Here is a 19778-nt window from a genome sequence, read left to right as displayed (position 1 = left end):
AAAATGAACAGGGGCGCGATATTAACACAGGGTAAAGCCCCGTCCGCCTCATTCTGAAAGGTCGCGCACCCAGAACAATTCGTGACGCCGGACAGCCTTGCGGAAAAACTCGTTACTGCCTGTAACGGGCCAGCGCCGTCCGGCCAGCACTTGCTGAATCACCCGGCGCAACTGACGCTTGAAACCCTGCGAGCCTTGCAGGTCATGCTCCATCGCCAGCGCCATGGCCTTGTCCAGTTGCACCTCGGCGGACAACACCGGGCTCCACAAGCGGTCAGCCGGCAGTGGCTCGATGGCCGGCGGCAACGCGATACCACCGCCCGCCGGCCCCATTGGCCAACGATCATTGTCGTGCAGGTGATTGGCGTACATCAGCAACGTTGCAGGCTTCCAGGCGCTGGCGGCAATGGCTTCGAGCACGGCGCGAGTGGAGGCGACGTGGTCGCTGTGCGGATCCAGCTCGGGATGCGGCGTTACGATCACCTCGGGGCGAAAGTGCTCGAACATCGCCTGCAGATCGGCCACAAGGTTGTGCCAGGTCGGCGCACCGTCGGCATCGCCCGCCAGCGTCAACGGGTTGTGTCGACGCACGCTGCGCACATCACTCTCTCCCGACTCTCGCGAACCGAAGGGTTTACCGGGCTCTTCGGCCATCGCCGGCAGTTGCAGACAGTAGTAGCCCAACTGCACGCAACGATTGGCCGGCACTCCACCCCACAAGGGAATGGTAAGGCTGTCCCAACTGCGAAGGCGGCCCTTCAGGCGCGCCGCCTCTGCCTTGTCCAGCCCAAGGCGCTGATACTGTTCGGCTTCGATTTCACCCTGAGTCAGGGTGACGATGCTCGCCTCTGTACTGCGACTGTAGAGACCGAATGCTGCCAGTTCCGCGTCGTCGGCATGAGGGGCGATAACCATGACTCGCCGCTGGGCGTAGTCAGGATTGCCCATCACCCACAACGTACCGCTGGCGCCCACCGTGCAATGGCGCCCGCGCAGTGTCAGCGTGCCCTCGCTCAACGCCGTAGCCTGCCCGGACAGATTGAGAAAACGCCGGCCTTTGACCCCGCGCTCGAAGTCCTGCCGATCGTTACCCGCCTCGACATAAGGATCCAGCCAGCGGCCCAGCCAGGTGGTTTTCAACTCAACCTCAAGCAACAGCGTCTCGCCATTGGCCAGCGGTTGATCCAGGCGCACGACGCCGCCGCTCAGGCTTACGGCCTGCCGGGCAGTATCGGCGGGGAAGTTGTATTGATAGTCGTCAGCGGCCCGATAGAACAGATGATCGGCGAACCAGGCTTCGTGGGCCACCCACGCCAGCACCAGCAACACCGGCACCAGCCACCAGCCCAGCCAGAACCCCGTCGCCAACAGCGCAATCAGGAAAGCGATCAGGAACATTCGCTTGTGGCGTCGATGGGTTTTGAGCAGCTGTTGCTTGCGAGCACTCATGCATTCAGACCTGATAGACCGGTACCGTATGGCACCAGCGATCCTTGTATTCACGGTCAGCGCGACCGAACGAATAACGCAGTGTCTTGCCCAGCGCCTGAGCGTCCGCCCAGGCTTGCTGGGTATTGACGAAACTCAGGACGCTGCCCGGGCTGAACTCCCGGCTCTGTGGATCGACGCCACCGTTGACGTATTCCAGCGACACCCACTGCGGCGCTTCGACCCGGTACAGAATCTGGATCGCCACAGGCGCCGACTCCAGCATCACCACCGAGCCGGTCATGAACTCGCGCAGCAGGGTGAAAACTTCAACCAGTCCGGCCTTGCCAGGCACCTCAAAACCCCAGCGCCGCTGAAACAGATCGCCGTAAGCGGCGGCCTGCTCTTGCGGGGTCAGGTCGGACATCGGTATCAGCGAGCCGCCCGCCTCTTCCAGCAGCCGCTGTTCGCGGCGCTGGTTGTAGCGAAACTTCTTCGAGTAATCCTCGGGCAGCCGCGCTAGCGCCAATCCCTCGGGCTGCGCCCGCAAGGTGCTGATCTGTTCGGCGTTGAGCTGGGACACATACGCCATGCGCTGGCGCACCGGCACCACGACGTCCGGAGCGATCGGCAGAATCAGTTCGGCGTTGCCCATGTCGAGCAAGCCGCGCTTGCCCTCGCGCTTGAGCACTTCCTTGGACAACGCGGCGTGCTTGCCCCAGCAGGCCACCGCCGCGACGACTTCATCGCCGACAATCCAGCCCAGATAACGCAACTCGATGCCGACAAACCCCGACAGCCGTTCGACGACCTCGGGATGAGTCGCAAAGCTGCCGCCGTAGCGCTGCCAGGCGCGAGCATAGCTGTCGCGGTCAATTTCACTCCAGCCACGCTCACGAAAGCTACGAAACATCGTCAGCATACGTTGGTCGCGTGTGCCGGCTGAGGTTCGTCACCCTCGTCAAACTCTTTGGCATGCAGACGGGCGTAATAGCCGTTTTGCTCGAGCAACTGCGCATGCGAGCCGCGCTCAACGATGCGGCCTTCGTCCATGACCAGAATCAGATCGGCTTTCTCGATAGTGCTCAAACGGTGAGCGATCACCAGAGTCGTGCGGTTTTGCACGACATGATCCAGTGCCGCCTGGATATGCCGCTCCGATTCGGTATCGAGCGCGGACGTGGCCTCGTCGAGAATCAGCAGCGGCGCATCCTTGAGCAACGCACGGGCAATGGCGATGCGCTGACGCTGGCCGCCGGACAGCAACACGCCGTTCTCGCCGACCATGGTTTCATAGCCCTGCGGCATCTTGACGATGAACTCATCGGCATAGGCCTCAGTGGCCGCGCGCTTGACCTCATCGAACGGCGCGCCGGCCAGATCGCCGTAGGCGATATTGTTGGTCACCGTATCGTTGAACAGCGTGACCTGCTGAGTCACCAGCGCAATCTGCCGACGCAGGCTGCGCAAGGTAAAGTCCTGCACCTGTACGCCATCGAGCAGGATCTGCCCTTGAGCATGATCATGCTGATAAAAGCGTGGGATCAGGCTGGCCAGCGTCGACTTGCCACTGCCGGAGCGCCCCACCAAAGCGACCATTTGCCCCGGCTCGACGACGAAGCTGATGTCGTTGAGCACCGGTTTATCGGTGTCTGGATAGTGGAAGCTCAGATTGCGCACTTCCAGACGGCCTTCGAGGCGATCCTGCTCGACCGTGCCCTGATCCACTTCCGCCGGCTCATCCAGCTGCTCGAAAATGCTTTCGGCACCGGCCACACCCTTCTGAATCGTCGAGCTGACTTCCGACAACTGACGGATCGGCTTGGGCAGCAGGCCCGCCATGGTGATGTAAGCCACCAGATCGCCCGGCGATGCATCGCCACGAAGATAGAGCACAAGGAACATGACCACGGCCATGGCGCTGTAGGTCACCAGTTGCAGCATCGGCGTGTAAACGGCGCCGGTCTTGGTCATCGTCAACTGCTTGTCGGTATTGCTCTGGCTGGCATCACGAAAGCGATCCTTTTCGTACTGCTCGCCGCCGAAGCTGCGCACCACGCGGTAGCCATGGATGGTCTCGGACGCAACGTGCGTGACGTTGCCCATGGAGACCTGGATCTTTTTGCTTTGCTTGCGGAATTTTTTGCTGGTGCTGTTCACCATCAAGCCGATCAACGGCAGAATGGCGACCATCACCAGCGTAAGCTTCCAGTTCATCCACAACAGCGTGCAGAACAGGAAAATCACGGTCATGCCTTCACGGATGACCACTTTGATGGCGTCCGTAGCCGCACCGGTGACCATGGTCACGTTGAAGGTGATGCGGGAAATCAGGTGGCCGGAGTTGTTCTTGTCGAAGAAGCGATTGGGCAACTCCAGCAATTTGTTGAACAACACCACCCGCAGGTCATGCACCAGTCCCAGCGAAACCCTTGCGAGGAAATAATTGCCCAGATAAGAGCCGACGCCCTGCCAGACCGCAATAAGCACGATCAACAGCGGCACGCTTTCCAGCAACTGCAATTTGCCCAGATAAGGGTTGCCCGGGAACAGGCTGGCTTCCGGATTGGCCAGACCGTCAACGAAATACTTGAGGATGTAGGCGAGCATCGGTTGGGTCGATGCAAAGATCAGGAACCCGACGATGCTGAGAATGAACAAGCCGGCGTAAGGCCGCACGTAAGCCAGGAGGCGGAAATAGATCGCCAGCGTTGACTGGGCTTTTGGTTCAGGACTGCTCATGGTAATCCGCGCAAATCAGTGAGGCGGGGATGATATCACAGGCCCTTTTACACCTATCAACATGACTGGACACCCGCTTTTGGCCAAGTCGGTTAAGATAGCCGGCTCACGATGGGGAGTCAGGCATGCAATCGATTGATCACAGCACTTACGAGGCACTGCGCAAGGGTGCACACGTACTGGAAGCCGACGGCTCCGGTGACAAAGTGCTCAGGTTGGCCGACGGTCGCATGCTCAAACTGTTTCGCCGCAAGCGGTTGCTCAGCTCGGCACTGTTCTTCCCTTACGCCCAACGCTTCGCCAACAACACCAGAGCTTTGGAGCAACGCGGAATCCTTTGCCCGAAGGTGATTGCGGTCTACCGCATTCCCAGCATCCAGCGCGACGGCGTGTATTACGCGCCCCTGGCTGGCGAAACCGTGCGTCAGTTGCAGGGCAATCGCGAGCAAACCAAGGCATTGCGAGCTCAGCTGGGTGGTTTCATCGCGCAGTTGCATGAGAAAGGTGTGTATTTCCGGTCGTTGCACTTCGGCAACGTGGTGCAGACTCCGGACAACCATCTGGGACTGATCGACATCGCCGACCTGCGCTGCCAGAAGCGCGCCTTGAGCGACAGCAAACGTCTGCGCAACTTCGCCCACCTGCTGCGCTACAAGGAAGACCGCCAGTGGCTGCTGGGCGATGACGCTGGTGAAACCTTTCTGGAAGGTTATCGCCAGGCCCTGCCGCGCAATCGGCAGGCGCCGTTCATCGAACGCCTGCGCCCGCTGCTGGGCTGAGTTTTACTGGCCGATCACCAGAATGGTGGCGCCTTTACGATTGGCGAAGCGCTCGATAATCCGCAGCTTGTGCGCGGCCAGCCACTCATTCAACCCCGGTTCCTTGCCCGTCCCTTCGATCAGGAAATACCGGTAATCTGCTACGTGCGCCGGGGACATTGCCTGCTCCTGGGTTAAATCAGGTACCACGTACCCACGACCCGCGTAATAGCTGATGCGACCGTCCTCGAAATACGTGGGGGCACCTGGCTCGACGTGCGCGGCAACCCAGCGACCGGCTGCGACGTAATGAGTTTTCCCTGCGCCGGTGGAAATCACGTTGGACAACATCACCAGCAGCGCCAGCACCACCAACACTTTGCCCCATCGAGGACATTGACGGGCAAAAGCTGCCAGGCCCATGGCCAGCACCGGCACGAACAACAGGTTCAGAAAGCTCAGGTAGCGAGTGTTCATGAACTGCTGCTTGATGAAGAACAGCACCAGCACCAGCAGATACAGCACCGCCGCCCAGGCGAATGGGCGGTAGTCTCGCCAGTAAGCCCCCAGCACACCCCAATTGCGGCGCAACACGAACGGCACAGCGAAGGGCCCCATCAGCTTCACGAAGCTGATCGCCATTGCCGCCAGCATGCCAAAGAAGACAATGCGCCCGGCCTCGTCCTGAGAGTATTTGTTGATCAACGAGTTGCCGAATTGCTCGGAAAGCATCTGGAACGAAGCATACACGCTGTGTGGCGCGATCATGTCCAGGTAAATCAGGAAGCGCGCCGATGTGAAGATGCCAGAGGCAGATGCGGCCAGGAGCCCCAGCACCGGCAACAGGGCGAACTGCAGGAATCGCGTACGCCGGGTAGCCGCCCAGAGATTGGGCAACTGCCACAGTCCCAAGGCGGGCAAAAGCAGCAACGCCTCAAGACGAAACAGAGCGGCGCCGACAATCGCCAGATGAATTAAAACAGCCCTGAGCCAACCACCACGGGCATGCCAACGGAACGCCAGCCACAAAGTCAGAGAGCAAAAAAACCAGAAGCCGCATTCACGAATGATGTCATTTCGAAAGGCATTGACCGCCGGCATCGCCAAAACGACCAGACAAGCCCAACCGGCGATTTCAGGCGTGCGCTGACGGACGCAGTCGACAATCAACGCGCAGGTGCCGGCGAAAAACAGACCACACCAAAGGTAGGCGCTCAGTTCCAGCGGCAAGTGCAGGATTTGATGGGTTGATGCGAGGAGAAACGAAAACCACGGCCAGTCGAAGTATTGCCAGGCAACGCTGGGTCCATGCTCCGTGACTTGTTGAGCGATATCAATATAAAGCGCAGCGTCACGCCCGACCGTCGCGGTACCAAGGACGGCGATCAGCGACAGCAGGATACTTGCCCAAAACGCCAAACTCACCGGGTGTTCATTGACCACTCGGGCAGCCTTGGCCACCCATTCACCGTCCGTACCTTTCACCCAGCCCCCTCAACCACACGCGCCACAGGTACGCAAACAAGTCATCGAAACATTATCGGAAAAGCAGCCGCAGGGCTTTACGCATGTACGACCAACGCCCCAGCGTGCGCCAGTCGGCACGCAGCGCCTGAACGTAAAACGTCTTGGCGAGCTTGTATTCGCCATGCGAGTAACAATCGCGGAACAGCGACAGGCAACGCTGCGCCAGAAACGCCTGACGCAAATCGTGAAACTCCAGCGGCATGCGCCGGCTGGAGAAAACCTCGCTGACCACCTGTTCCGTGCCCGCCGCAAGGCTCTGGCGCAGATCATGGCGCATGCTGTCAGCGTGCTTGTAAATGAGTGCCAATGGCTGATCCATCACACTGCAAGGGAAACGCGCCAATACCTGCGCGAATACCGGCAAATCTTCAACGTTGCGCAGATGCTCGGGGTAATTGCCTGGCGCAAATACATCGCGATGCATCGCACAGGCGCCATTGGAGATAGAGACGGTCTTGTCCAGCAAGTAGCCCCTTACGCGCAGGCGCACCGATTCCGGCAACGGCTTGGCATTTTGCAGGCTGCGCTTGCCGCCAGTGAAAACCGACCAGTGCGCACCAATGATCATCTGACTCTTCGGATTGCAGGCAATGTGCTTCGACAGCGCCGCCAATGCACCCGGGGCCATTTCATCATCCGCATCGAGGAAGACCAGATAACGCCCGGCCGTCTCCTCGATCCCGCGATTGCGGACTGAGGACAGTCCGCCATTGCTCTTGCGTATCGCGCGAAAGCGCCCGGCGTGTTCGGCCAGGAGCGCTTTCAACACTTCAGGCGTCGTGTCGGTCGAACCATCATCGATAACCAACAGATCCGCCGTCGCCTCATGCAACTGCGCCAACACCGACTCCACTGCTCGCCGCAGGGATTGAGCGTAGTTGTAGGCCGGGATCACAACGCTGATCTGTGTTTCAGTCAAGACCGTTTCCTTGCACACCCTCTTTGACGACAAGAATATCTTCCATGATCAGATATTGCAGGTCGGAACCGAAAAACATGTTCAACGCGTCTGTCGGCGAGCAGATCATCGGTTCGCCACGACGGTTCAGCGAGGTGTTCAACGAGACCCCGTTACCGGTCAGGTCTTCCAGCGCTTTCATCATGTCGTAGTAGCGCGGGTTGTATTCGCGCTTGAGTACCTGGGCGCGGGACGTACCGTCTTCATGGACGACTTCCGGCACGCGGGTCTTCCACTCTTCAGCCACTTCAAAGGTGAAGGTCATGAACGGCGCCGGGTGATCGATCTTGATCATCTGTGGCGCAACGGTGTCGAGCATCGACGGGCAGAAAGGCCTCCAGCGCTCGCGGAACTTGATTTGATGGTTGATGCGATCGGCAACGCCGGCAACGCTCGGGCAACCAATGATCGAACGACCGCCGAGGGCGCGCGGGCCGAACTCCATGCGCCCCTGGAACCAGGCCACCGGATTGCCTTCAACCATGATTTTGGCGATCTGCTCCGGCATATTGTCGAGCTTGCGCCAGGTCGGCTTGTTCTCGTGACGGGCGCATGCGGCGATCACGTCTTCGTTGCTGTACGACGGGCCGAGGTAGACGTGCTCCATCTTCTCGACCGGCACGCCACGGGCGTGAGAAACATAGGCCGCCGCGCCAACCGCAGTGCCGGCATCGCCGGACGCCGGTTGCACGAACAACTCCTTGATGTCGTCGCGGGCAATGATCTTCTGATTGAGCTTGACGTTCAGCGCGCAACCGCCGGCGAAGGCCAGTTTGCCGGTTTCCTTGAGCACGTCGCCCAGGTAGTAGTCGATCATCTGCAGCGCCAGCTTCTCGAACAGCGCTTGCATGCTCGCGGCGTAGTGGATGTACGGCTCGTCAGCGATATCGCCTTCACGTTTCGGGCCGAGCCATTCGATCAGCTTCGGCGAGAAGTAGAAACCCTTGCCCTTCTCTTTGTAACGACGCAGACCGATCACGTTGGCGTAGTCGGTGTTGATCACCAGTTCGCCGTTCTCGAACGAGGCCAGACGCGAGAAATCGTATTTGCTGGCATCGCCGTACGGCGCCATGCCCATCACCTTGAACTCGCCGTCGAGCATCTCGAAACCGAGGAACTCGGTGATCGCGCCGTACAGGCCGCCGAGGGAGTCCGGATCGAAGAATTCCTTGATCTTGTGGATCTTGCCGTTCTCGCCATAACCGAAGAAAGTCGTGGCGTACTCACCTTTGCCGTCGATACCGAGGATCGCGGTTTTCTCTTTGAACCCGGAGCAGTGGTAGGCGCTGGAGGCGTGAGCCAGGTGGTGCTCGACCGGCTCGATCTTGATCTTTTTCGGATCGAAGCCCAGTTGTTCGAGGCACCAGACAATCTTGTTGCGATAACGCTTGTAGCGACGGTTGCCCATCAGGATCGCATCGAGGGCGCGATCCGGGGCGTACCAGTAACGCTTGGCGTAGTGCCAGCGGGCCTTGCCGAACAGGCTGATCGGGGCGAACGGAATGGCCACGACGTCAACGTCGGACGGTTTGATGCCGGCCTGCTCGAGGCAGAACTTCGCCGATTCGTAAGGCATGCGGTTCTTTGCATGTTTATCGCGTACGAAGCGCTCTTCTTCAGCCGCCGCCACCAGCTTGCCGTCGATGTACAAGGCTGCTGAAGGGTCATGGCTAAGGGCGCCGGACAGGCCAAGAATCGTCAATGCCACAGGGTCTAGCCTCTTTAGTCTGCATTCAGGCGCGAGGCGCCTTGAAAATTGAAGTGCCCTCGCAACGGGCGAGAGACAGCTAAAGGGCGGGATTATAGCGTAAACGTGACGGGAATTACCCTGTACGAATTGCTCCAGGATGATCGGCCTGAAGAAACCTTGTCCCGCTGCTCAATACCGGCCTGTTCGCCAGTAAATCGACAGATTGCCATCGGAAACCTGGCGATAAATCGTGTAAGGCAGCGAAAGCGTGTCTACCGCCCCGGACAGTGGCAAGTCGAGCAAGACGAAAGGCACCAGAACACCGCTGGGATCAGGCGGCGCGTGCAAGACACAAAAGTCATAGGCCAGACCGCTGTAGATGCGCGGAATGGACTGGCAATAGGTTTTGCGCTTGCGCAGTTCGCGCGAGGCGTCGGCATCGTCCTGCAAGACAGTCAGGGCACTGCCGCAGCCCGATAACATCCATGAACAAGCACCCAGCGCCACAGCTTTTTTGAACATCAGATTTTGCCTTTCCGGTTGGTCAGGCAAATTAGCATCGGGGCTGAGCGCGGCACAGTTCATGACTTCTGGAGAAGCTGTAGGACAAGTCAGAAGAGCTTGTCCGTTTTGTTTAGCCAAGTATTGGCAGCGCTTTAAGCGGATTCACTGAACAACTGTTTGGGCAAGCGCTGATCAATCAACTGATACAACGCGCTGCTCTCGGGCCAATTGCGCATGAACCGTGCGCGATCCCGGGCATACGCCGGGGCGAAGCTACCGGCAGAGGTGTGCTGACACATTGAGTCCAGATCGATCAGTGCCCAGCGGTCTTCCTGCCAGAACAGGTTATGCCCCTTGAAATCACCATGACTGATGCGCTCGGCGATCAATCGGGCGAACAACTGATCCAGCGCCTGTAGCTCCGGCTCGGGTGCGTCGCCACTTTCGACGTACGGGGCGAAGCGTTCGATGATGTCCGGGCCCGGCAAGAACTCGGTGACCAGATAAGCGCGACTGCGCAGCCACAAAAAGCGCTTCTCCAGCACCGCCAGCGGTTTGGGCGTGGCGATGCCGAGAAATGCCAGTCGGTTGCCCTCGCGCCAGGAGTGCCACGCACGGCTTGGGCGCCAGAAACGCTTGAGCCAGTGAGCAAAGCCCTTGATGTTGTAACGTTTGATTACCAATGTGCGCCCGGCCGAATCAACTTTGCCAACGCTGGCCGCACCACCGGTCTTGTACAGATGCCCGCGATCAAGCAGCGCATCGGCCTGCTCCAGCACCGGCACCATCGCGGCTTCTTCCTCGCGGCGAATCGCCTGCAGACCGAACGCACCACGGCGCACACTGAACAGCGTGCACTCGCGCCCGACCTTGATCAGGAAATCCCTCAACCGCCAGCTGCGCACCTTGTCGATCTGCTTTTGCAGGGCTTCCAGCGGCAACGCGTGCTCGCTGTTGCTCAACAGGTAATACACCAGCAATTCTTCGGTGAAAGGCTCGAGCGATTTGGGCAACTGGGCGAAAAACACCCCGAGGTTTTCCAGTACCTTTTGACGCGACAGGGGCTGGCCAGCAGTTTCTGCGCGGATGCCGGCACCGTCGATCCAGTACAACTGCCCGTCGTGACGCAGCAGGTTGTCCAGGTGCAGGTCTTCTTGCCACAAGCCTTTGCGGTGCATCTGCCCCATGGCCCCGAGGGCCTCGGCCAGCACCGCCGACTGCGCGTCAGCCAGTACCGGCAACGATTCGACCTGCTGCCACGCATCGCCCAGGCTTTCAGCACCTTGAAGAAAATCAAACAGCAGCCAGCCGCCTTCGCCGTCCTGCAAGCCATCGGCCAGCAGCAAAGGCGTGGTCAACCCTTGAGCTGCAAGCAGGCGCACGCCGTCGAGTTCACGCTGAAAATGCCGCGCCGCTTTACCGCCGACGAGCAATTTGGCCAGCACCGGGCGCCCGCGCCAGACGCCGGCGCCCACGTAACGCTGGCCCGGTAATACACGCAACAAGCTCAACAACTGCAAGTCAGCGCTGCCCGCCGCATCAGCCAGAGTCACCGTCAATGGCAGGCTCGGCGTGCGTCCGCTGTTTTTCAGCTCGGACAACTGCATCAGCGCGTCTCCTTGTGACTGCGCCGTGCGATCAGTCGCGCCACCCAACTGTCGACCAGCGAACTGTCGACCGGTTGATCCAGATACGCGGCCAGTAACTCGCGCAGTTGTGCAGCCCCCCACTGCGGGGCGCGACGCACGAGTGGCTCGAGATCTCGAACGCGATCACGCTGACCGAACAGCAATGGCCGGTTTTTTTCCAGGTCGATCAGTTGCGCGTCGTAGGCATCGCCATGGGCTTGCAGAAAAATATGCTTGGGATAAAAACAGCCGTGCACCTGACGCACGCCGTGCAGCAGCCGCGCAAGTTGCCCGCAGGCCTTGAGAATCGCTGATTGCTGCGGTGCCGTCAGGCTCGACCAGCGCTGCAACAGCGAATCGAGATCGTCCCAGCCGTCCAGTGCACGGGTCAGCAGGATCGCGCGAACTTCGCCATTGACCTTTCGCTCACCGAAAAACGCCGCCTGCATCGCCGGGATACCGAGCTTGCGGTAACGGCTGATGTTGCGAAACTCCCGAGCGAACGTCGGCTCCCCGAAGGGCGCGTGCAACGTCCGCGTCATGTAATTGCTCTGCCGTTTGACGTAAAAACCGCGCCCCTCCAGGTCCAGGCGATACACGCTGCTCCAGCCGCCACCGTCGGTGTTCGGCTCGTCCACGGCATCAAGCTGCTTGGCCCACAGTGCGTCAAATGTGCCGAGGCCATGGCGCTCGAGCAGCGCACGGTCTTCAGCGGCCAGAAAATCGGTCATTCTCGTCCCTCGAAAAATCTCACCACGTGGCGAATCCGTTTCTTGTCGGCTGCATTGAGCCGGTCACGCTGGCGATATTGCATGTAGAAACGCAGACGCTGGGTATTGGACAAGTGATATTTGGCGACCTTGTCGAGACAAGCCAGATCTTTGGTGATTCGATATTTGAGCCAGAAACCGCGCCAGAAATCGCCGTTGGGGCAGTCGATCAGGTACAGCTGCGCCTGATCGTCGATCAACAGGTTGCGCCATTTCAAGTCGTTGTGGGTGAAACGATGTTCATGCATCGTCCGGGTATAACCCGCCAACTGCCGACTGACCGCATCGACCCAGGCACGATCCTTGAGTTTCGCATCCTTGCGCTCAGCCAGCGCTGAAAGGTCTTCGGTGCGCGGCAGTTCGCGGGTAATCATCGCCCCACGATCGTAAGCGGCGCCCCGACGCTCCAGCCCCCAGGCCACCACTTCGGCGGTGGGGATACCCCACTTGGCGAAGCGCTTGAGGTTCTGCCACTCCATCTTCACCCGCGGCTTGCCGAGGTAGCGACGCAAACCCTTGCCGGCACCGACGTAGCGTTTGACGTAATAGTTGACGCCGTTGCGCTGCACACGAATCACTTCGGACAACGGATCGCGTGTCAGCCGTTCACCCTGCAGGGCGAACACCGCTTCGAGGCTGCCGAAGTCTTCGGCGAGATCACTGTACTGTGGCTCAAGAGTCCAACCCGCCATCAGAGCGCATCCCCGTAACGCTGCTTGCGTGCGTAGAGTTTGTTGGCCTTGCCTTCCAGCCAGCTCAGCAGCGGCGCTTCTTCAGCCAGAATCTGGCGCAGCGGTTGCTGGAAATAGCCTTTGAGGAAGCGCAGCTTGTCGCGGCGGGTCAGACCGATGTCCAGCGCGGAAAAGTACAGCGCCGCCAGATCCTTGTTGCGCCAGCGCTGAGTGATCGCCGGGCGGGTCTGAGCCCGATGCAGATCAATTACCGAGAGTTTGAAATCTTCCGGGGTCACCGGTTTGTCGGTGTGCAGCAGGAAGTGGCAGATGTAGCAGTCGCGATGGTTGACCCCCGCGCGGTGCATCATACCGGTCATGCGCGCCACTTCGGCGATCAGCGCACGCTTGAGTTTTGGCTCAGGCGGCTGCCTGACCCAGTCGATGCTGAAGTCTTCAAGGCTGATGGTCGGCGCCAGTTCTTCGGTGACGATGAACGAATGCTGATCCGCCGGATTACTGCCCTTCTCGCCGTAAGCAACGGCGGTCATGGTCGGCACACCGACTTCCTGCAGACGCTGGATGGCTTTCCACTCCTGACCCGCGCCGAGCACCGGCAGCTTGGCGGTCAGAAGGTTCTTGAAGATTTCTCCCCAGCCGACGCCACGGTGAATCTTCACAAAGAAACCGTTGCCATCGACTTCCGTGCGCAGCGTCCGGCGGGCTTCCAGCTCGCGGTAAACCTCGCCCTGCAAGCCCTCGACTTCGGCGAACGGGTCGCGTCCGGCCCAGAGGCTCTTGAACGGTTCAGCCAGCATCAACTTCATTAAGCTTGCTCCGCCAGAATCACATCGGCCGCGTGTTGCGGCATGCTGTAAAGGTCGGCCGTCTCGGCGAAGGCCAGACCGTTGCGGCTCCAGGCCGCGCGTGCAGCGTCGTCGTTCAACATGTCCGTCAGATATTGCGTCAGTTGCGCCTGCTCGAACGGCTCGTCCAGCACTCGCCCGGCATCGGCCTCGGCGATGTAATGGGCGTAACCGCAGACCGCGCTGACCAGCACCGGTAACCCGGCGACCAGCGCTTCGAGCAATACCGTACCGGTGTTTTCGTTGTAAGCCGGGTGGATCAACAGGTCGGCGCCCAGCAGGAATCGCGGAATATCGCTGCGACCCTTGAGGAACGTCACGTTGTCGCCCAAGCCCAAAGTGGCGCTCTGCATCTGGAACAATTTGGGGTCATCCTGGCCGATTACAAACAGCCGGGTGCGCTTCTTCAATTCCGCAGGCAATGCGGCCAGCGCTTTCAGGCTGCGATCAACACCCTTGGTCTTGAACCCGGAACCGATCTGCACCAGCAGCAGGTCATCGTCCTTGAGGTTGAATTCGGCGCGGAAACCGGCGCGAATTTCATCGGCATCCGTCGGGCGCCGACGATCCTGGGCGATGCCCGGCGGCAGCAGGTGGAAACGTTCCAGCGGCGTGTCGTAATGCTTGATGAACAGTGGCTGCTGCACTTCGGAAATCATCAGCACTTCGGTTTTCGCGTCTTTGGCGAACACCGCGCGCTCGTACTCGGCGAAGTGGCGGTAGCGGCCCCAGCGGCGGTACAGCGAATTGCGCAGGTTCTGCGCCTTGTCTTCGAAGCAGCCGTCGGCGGCGTAATAGACGTCCAGCCCGGGCATCTTGTTGAAACCGATCAAGCGATCCACCGGGCGCTTGGCCAGATCCGCTGCCATCCACGCGCTGAGTTTCTCGTTGCGGCGATGATTGAAGAACGCCTTGACCGGCGCCACCAGCACTTCGAAACCGGGCGGAACATCGCCTTCCCAGATCAGCGTGTAAACGCGGATCTGGTGGCCACGCTTCTGGCATTCGAGGGCGATGCGCATGAAATCGCGCTGCAAGCCACCAAACGGGAAATATTTGTACAGGACAAATGCCAATTGCATCAGCGCAGCTCCTCAGCCATTAACAACGTGCTCAGTCGGCTGGCGACACGCTCGGGGTTCAGACGCGTGAAGCACAACGGCTGTTCACGCTTCAGGTCAAACTGACGGGCATCCTGCGCGGTCGGTTGATAAGTACATTTCTTTTGCAGGCACGGCGCACACGGGAAATCGCTGGCCAGATGAATCTGCAGTTTGCCGTAAGCGCCGGTCAGACCCGGGTTGGTCGGGCCGAACAGCGAAATGGTCGGCACATCCAGCGCGGCCGCCAAGTGGCCGAGACCCGTGTCCACCGCCACGCAGGCTTGTGCCCCGGCGAGGACTTTGCCGACGCCGGCCAGATTGAGTTTCGGCAAGACCTCGGCGTGTTTGAAACCGGCGGCAATGCGCTCGGCACGGGCCTTCTCTTGCGGATTACCCCACGGCAGTTTGACGCCGACGCCGAGGTAACCGACGCGTTCGGTCAGCTCGCGCCAGTAGGCTTCCGGCCAGTGCTTGGTGTCCCACGTCGTGCCATGCAGGAACACCACGAACGCGTTCTTGCGCGGCAGTTCGACCAAACGCTCGACGTTGAGGCCATAGTCGCCCAGGCCTTTGGGCAAGTCGTAACCCAGCGCAATGGCGAACAACTGCCGCACGCGCTCGACGGCGTGCTGACCACGGGCCACGGCCAGTTTGCGGTCGTAGAAACGCGCCGCCATCGGCTCCCGCGCCGAGCCTTTATCGAGGCCGGCTACCGGGGCTTTGACGTAACGGGTCAGCCAGGCACTTTTCAGCAAGCCCTGGGCGTCGATCACCAAATCATATTTCTGCGCGCGCACGCTTTGCTTGAAGCGTTTCCACTCGCCGCTCTTGATGGTTTGCCAGAGGTTTTTACGCCAGCGGCGGATCGCCACCGGGATCACTTTGCCAACGGCCGGGTGCCAGGTCGGAATCTCCGCGAAACCTTCCTCCACCACCCAGTCGAACTTGATCCCGGGAATCGCCCGGGCCGCGTCGGTCAGCGCCGGCAACGCGTGAATCACGTCGCCCAGCGATGAAGTCTTGATCAGCAATACCCGCAACTTAATGAACCTCGACCACAGAGCCCTGCAACTTCTGCAAGGCATCGTTGACCGCGTCCGGCATCAGCTGGCGCAGGCAGTTGTAATGGCCGAAACGGCAGGTGCGGTCGAAGCACGGGCTGCAATCGAGCCCCAAACGGACGATTTCTACATGTTCGGCCAACGGTGGGGTGAAGCCCGGCGAAGTCGAGCCGTAAACCGCCACCAACGGGCGGTTCAGCGCTGCAGCAACGTGCATCAGACCGGAATCGTTGGAAACCACTGAATCGGCGCAGGACATCAGGTCAATGGCCTCGGCCAGCGAAGTACCGCCACTGAGGTTCACGGACTCTTCACGCAGGCCCGGAATCAGCCGCGCGCGGATGTCTTCGCCGACGGCATGATCGTTCTTCGAGCCAAACAGCCAGACCTGCCAGCCTTCACGAATGCGCGCTTCAGCGACCTTGGCGTAATGCTCGGACGGCCAGCGCTTGGCTTCGCCGAATTCGGCACCGGGGCACAACACCAGCACCGGACGGTCGAGGGTCAGGCCGAACTTGGTCAGTGCCGCCTCGCGGGTCACCGGGTCGATTTGCAGGCTCGGGCGCGGATAGGGTTTCGGCAGCTCGGCGTTCGGCTCGTAAGCCAGCGCCATGAAGCGCTCGATCATCAGCGGGTAGCGTTCTTTGTCCAGCGTGCGCACGTCATTGAGCAGGCCGTAGCGAAATTCGCCGCGCCAGCCCGTGCGTTTCGCGATGCCGGCGAAGAACGGCACCAGCGCCGACTTCAACGAGTTCGGCAGCAGGATCGCCTGGTCGTACTGGCCGGCCAAGGATTTGCCGATGCGTCGACGCGTTGCCAGTTCCAGTGCGCCGTGGCCGAGCGGGAAGCTCAAGGCTTTGCGCACTTCCGGCATGCGCTCAAGGATCGGCCGGCTCCACTCGGGGGCCAGCACGTCGATTTCGCATTGCGGGTGGCGCTGCCTGAGACACTGAAACAGTGTCTGCGCCATCACCATGTCACCGACCCAACTGGGCCCAACGATCAGAATATTCATGTGGTTTCCAAAAACGAACCGGGGAGGCATTACGCCTCCCCGCCTCGAGAATCAGCTTAGCCCCAGCTCACGCCAGATCCGCAATACTTGCCGCCGTTCTTCGACAAACTGGTCGCCCGGGATCACCCCGGCATCCTTCTGCAAGGCCTGCCGGTGGGCGGCGGAGCGGTAGGCTTTATAGGCCTCGCGCAACAGGCTGGCGTCTTCGGCAGGCATCAGCCCTTCGTGTTCCAGCTCTTCCAGAATGCGGATGTTATCGGTCCAGCGCAGCAATGGCGGGTGGCTTTGCGACCACGCCAGAGCCGCGTATTGCACCATAAATTCAATATCGACGATACCTCCGGCGTCCTGCTTGAGGTCGAACGGCGCCGTGGCGTCAAAGGCATTCGCCGCCGTACCGGCCGCCGTGCTCTTGCTGCCGAGGTTGTCGCGCATCTTGGCGCGCATCTCGCTGACTTCCTGTTGCAGCTTCGCCAGATCACGCGTCTTGCCCAGTACCTGAGCGCGGACCTTCTCGAAGGCCTGACCGACGTCCTGACTGCCCACCAGCACCCGCGCACGCACCAGCGCCTGATGTTCCCACGTCCATGCTTCATTTTCTTGATAGCGGGCAAACGCGCCGAGCGAGCTGACCAGCAGCCCCGATGCGCCGGACGGCCGCAGGCGCATGTCCACCTCATACAACTGACCGGAGTTGGTCTGCGCGGTCAGCAAGTGAATGATCCGCTGGCCCAGCCGGGTGAAGAACTGCGCGCCATCAATCGGCTTCGCCCCGTCGGTCTCCGCTTGCGGGTCACCGTCGTGGATAAACACCAGATCCAGATCCGAACCATGCCCCAACTCGATCCCGCCGACTTTGCCGTAACCGACAATGATGAAGCCGGGATCGCAAAGGGTGCCGTCAGTGCGCAGCGGCGTGCCGTACTTGGCCACGGTCTGGCGCCAGGCCAGGGCCAGCACCTGCTCGAGAATCGCCTCGGCCAGCCAGGTCAGGTAGTCGCTGACTTTCATCAGCGGCAGGCTGCCGGCGATTTCCGACGCGGCGACGCGCAAGCGGTGTGCGAGTTTGAAATGGCGCAGGGCTTCCATCTGTTGTTCGAGGTCGTCTTCCGGGATCCGCGTCAGGCGCTCGCGCAATTCGGCAGCCAGTTCCGGCGCCAGCGGCGGCTTGAACAGTCGGCCCTCGTTGAGCAATTCGTCGAGCAGCAACGGGAAACGGGTGATCTGTTCGGCGATCCACGGACTCGCCGCGCACAGCGTCAGCAGGCGCCGCAGTGCACCGGGGTTTTCGGTCAGCAAGACTAAATAAGCCGAGCGGCGGGCGACCGCTTCAACCAGCGGCAACACCCGCTCAAGGACCAGATCCGGGTTGTCATGCTCAACGGCTTGCGCGAGCAGGCGCGGGATAAACGCATCGAGACGCTCACGACCCAGACGCTGCATCGCCCGCAACTGCGGACTGCTGCGCAATCCGGCCAGTGCCTTCAGAGCCTTGGGGGCATCGGCAAAACCGCCCTCTTCCAGCTGACGACACGCGGCCTCTTCGTCCTGCGCTTCTTCCCACAGCGGCAGCCATTCGCCGCCCACCACCACTTCGCTTTCGGTGCCTTCGTCCTCATCGGGATCGGCGATCACCTGAGCAAAGTGCCAGGCGACGCGGCCACGCCAGAACATCAGTTTTTCGTGAAAGGCTTCCCAGTCGGCGAATCCGAGCATGAAGGCGATCCGCGCTTGATCCTGAGCACCATCCGGAAGCATCTGGGTCTGGCGGTCGGCGATGGCCTGAATCGCGTGCTCGGTGTAACGGAGGAATTCGTAGCCTTCGCGCAACTCGCTGATCACCGCCGGCGGCAGATAACCCTGCCCTTCCAGCGTGCTCAACACCTTTAATAGAGGACGCTGCTGCAGGCTCAAGTCGCGCCCGCCATGGATCAGCTGAAAAGCCTGGGCAATGAACTCGACTTCGCGGATGCCGCCGGAACCGAGCTTGATGTTGTCGGCCATGCCTTTACGGCGGACTTCCTGCTGGATCAACTGCTTCATGGTGCGCAGCGCTTCAATGGCCGAGAAGTCCAGATAACGCCGGTAGACGAACGGACGCAGCATCTCCTGCAATTGCGCGCCAGCCACCTGATCGCCGGCCACCACCCGCGACTTGATCATCGCGTAACGTTCCCAGTCGCGGCCCTGATCCTGGTAATACTGTTCCAGCGCATTGAAGCTCAACACCAAAGCGCCGGAGGAGCCGTACGGGCGCAGGCGCATGTCGACCCGGAACACAAAGCCGTCGACGGTCATCGGATCGAGAGCCTTGATCAGGCGCTGACCGAGACGGATGAAAAACTCCTGATTATCCAGCGCACGCTTCACGCCAACGGTTTCGCCACCCTCTGGATAAGCAAATATCAGGTCGATGTCGGAAGAGAGGTTCAACTCGACCGCGCCGAGCTTGCCCATGCCGAGGATGACCATTTGTTGCGGTTCGCCGCTGCGCCGGCCGGTCGGCGTGCCGAATTGCTGGCAGTGGCGGCGGTACAACCATTGATAAGCCTGATCAATGGTGGCGTCGGCCATGTCCGAGAGATCGCGGCAGGTTTGCACCAGGTCGGCCTGACGGGTCAGGTCGCGCCAGATGATGCGCACCTGATGCCGGGTGCGCTGGCGGCGCAGCACGCGGCCCAGTTCGTCTTCAGTCTCGGCCGCGTTCACCACGGCGGCAATCTGCGCGCAGAGCTCACCCGGAGCAAACGGCCGGTCGAGCTCGCCTGACTGCACCAGCGACAGCAACATCAAAGGGTCACGAACGCTCTGTTCAATGACAAACTCGCTGGCGGCGGTGACGCGGGCGAATTGCGCCCAGCGTTCCGGCGTCCAGGTCGAGAAGCCGTGATCGTCTTCAAGCGAGGCGACAGCCGTACGGAACGACTGCTCGGATCGGCTGACCAACGGCAGGAGAATGGCAGGCAGTTCGGCAAGCACGGGCAGGGTCATGGTCTATCCTTGATCGGCGTGTAAATGGCCGCTTGTAGTGAACGGTGAAAACCCGCTACGTGAAGG

At 60.6% G+C, this 19778-nt stretch carries 16 protein-coding genes; 1 reads left to right on the top strand and 15 read right to left on the bottom strand.

The genetic code is table 11. The features are described from left to right. Nucleotides 1–48: 48 nt before the first annotated feature. The 3 genes from F2P67_RS06545 to msbA are packed head-to-tail and all read right to left on the bottom strand — an operon-like array spanning nt 49 to nt 4170. Nucleotides 49–1449, bottom strand: a complete 1401-nt coding sequence (locus F2P67_RS06545; RefSeq protein ID WP_166218709.1) for a PIG-L deacetylase family protein — start codon at nt 1447–1449, stop codon at nt 49–51. Nucleotides 1450–1453: 4 nt separating this feature from the next. Beyond that, complete coding sequence (locus F2P67_RS06540; protein WP_166218707.1) at nt 1454–2350, bottom strand: GNAT family N-acetyltransferase; 897 nt, start codon at nt 2348–2350, stop codon at nt 1454–1456. Continuing rightward, nucleotides 2344–4170, bottom strand: a complete 1827-nt coding sequence (gene msbA / locus F2P67_RS06535) for a lipid A export permease/ATP-binding protein MsbA (RefSeq protein ID WP_166218705.1) — start codon at nt 4168–4170, stop codon at nt 2344–2346. The genes F2P67_RS06540 and msbA overlap by 7 nt, the downstream gene beginning before the upstream one ends. Nucleotides 4171–4295: 125 nt before the next feature. Between msbA and F2P67_RS06530 the strand changes: the two genes are divergently transcribed. After that, a complete protein-coding gene (locus F2P67_RS06530) occupies nt 4296–4949 on the top strand; it encodes a lipopolysaccharide kinase InaA family protein (protein ID WP_166218703.1) in 654 nt (217 codons plus the stop codon). A 3-nt stretch (nt 4950–4952) separates the two neighbouring features. Here F2P67_RS06530 and F2P67_RS06525 read toward each other — a convergent pair whose 3' ends face one another. The 12 genes from F2P67_RS06525 to glnE form a co-directional block, all read right to left on the bottom strand. Then, on the bottom strand, nt 4953–6389 hold the full coding sequence (locus F2P67_RS06525; protein ID WP_343045147.1) for a hypothetical protein: 1437 nt from the start codon (nt 6387–6389) through the stop codon (nt 4953–4955). Nucleotides 6390–6465: 76 nt separating this feature from the next. Then, on the bottom strand, nt 6466–7374 hold the full coding sequence (locus F2P67_RS06520) for a glycosyltransferase family 2 protein (RefSeq protein ID WP_166218699.1): 909 nt from the start codon (nt 7372–7374) through the stop codon (nt 6466–6468). Next, nucleotides 7367–9121: a carbamoyltransferase C-terminal domain-containing protein gene (locus F2P67_RS06515; RefSeq protein ID WP_166218697.1), complete on the bottom strand. Its 1755-nt coding sequence runs from the start codon at nt 9119–9121 to the stop codon at nt 7367–7369. Before F2P67_RS06515 ends, F2P67_RS06520 begins: the two co-directional genes overlap by 8 nt. A gap of 171 nt (nt 9122–9292) precedes the next feature. Further along, nucleotides 9293–9625 (bottom strand): YceK/YidQ family lipoprotein, encoded by a 333-nt coding sequence (locus F2P67_RS06510; protein WP_166218695.1) that lies wholly within the window; start codon nt 9623–9625, stop codon nt 9293–9295. Between the two features lie 134 nt (nt 9626–9759). Beyond that, nucleotides 9760–11214 carry a lipopolysaccharide kinase InaA family protein gene (locus F2P67_RS06505; protein WP_166218693.1) on the bottom strand — a complete coding sequence of 485 codons (1455 nt, stop codon included), beginning with the start codon at nt 11212–11214 and terminating at the stop codon, nt 9760–9762. Next, complete coding sequence (locus tag F2P67_RS06500; RefSeq protein ID WP_166218691.1) at nt 11214–11966, bottom strand: lipopolysaccharide kinase InaA family protein; 753 nt, start codon at nt 11964–11966, stop codon at nt 11214–11216. The genes F2P67_RS06505 and F2P67_RS06500 overlap by 1 nt, the downstream gene beginning before the upstream one ends. Next, nucleotides 11963–12697, bottom strand: a complete 735-nt coding sequence (locus F2P67_RS06495) for a lipopolysaccharide kinase InaA family protein (protein WP_166218689.1) — start codon at nt 12695–12697, stop codon at nt 11963–11965. The genes F2P67_RS06500 and F2P67_RS06495 overlap by 4 nt, the downstream gene beginning before the upstream one ends. Then, nucleotides 12697–13503 carry a lipopolysaccharide core heptose(I) kinase RfaP gene (rfaP, locus tag F2P67_RS06490; protein WP_166218687.1) on the bottom strand — a complete coding sequence of 269 codons (807 nt, stop codon included), beginning with the start codon at nt 13501–13503 and terminating at the stop codon, nt 12697–12699. The genes F2P67_RS06495 and rfaP overlap by 1 nt, the downstream gene beginning before the upstream one ends. Then, nucleotides 13503–14624, bottom strand: a complete 1122-nt coding sequence (locus tag F2P67_RS06485; protein WP_166218685.1) for a glycosyltransferase family 4 protein — start codon at nt 14622–14624, stop codon at nt 13503–13505. The genes rfaP and F2P67_RS06485 overlap by 1 nt, the downstream gene beginning before the upstream one ends. Beyond that, nucleotides 14624–15685, bottom strand: coding sequence for a lipopolysaccharide heptosyltransferase I (gene waaC / locus F2P67_RS06480; protein WP_166218683.1), 1062 nt, complete (start codon nt 15683–15685; stop codon nt 14624–14626). The genes F2P67_RS06485 and waaC overlap by 1 nt, the downstream gene beginning before the upstream one ends. 1 nt (nt 15686) lies before the next feature. Beyond that, the gene (gene waaF, locus F2P67_RS06475) at nt 15687–16721 is read right to left on the bottom strand and encodes a lipopolysaccharide heptosyltransferase II (RefSeq protein ID WP_166218681.1); all 1035 of its coding nucleotides are present in this window, start codon (nt 16719–16721) and stop codon (nt 15687–15689) included. 51 nt (nt 16722–16772) lie between these two features. Continuing rightward, on the bottom strand, nt 16773–19712 hold the full coding sequence (glnE, locus tag F2P67_RS06470; protein WP_166218679.1) for a bifunctional [glutamate--ammonia ligase]-adenylyl-L-tyrosine phosphorylase/[glutamate--ammonia-ligase] adenylyltransferase: 2940 nt from the start codon (nt 19710–19712) through the stop codon (nt 16773–16775). Nucleotides 19713–19778: the final 66 nt, after the last annotated feature.

This window comes from Pseudomonas atagonensis, from assembly GCF_011369485.1.
In the GTDB taxonomy this organism is placed as follows: Bacteria; Pseudomonadota; Gammaproteobacteria; order Pseudomonadales; family Pseudomonadaceae; genus Aquipseudomonas; species Aquipseudomonas atagonensis.
The sequence above is the reverse complement of the archived record's forward strand: the minus strand, read 5'-3'. Positions and strand labels throughout refer to the sequence as shown.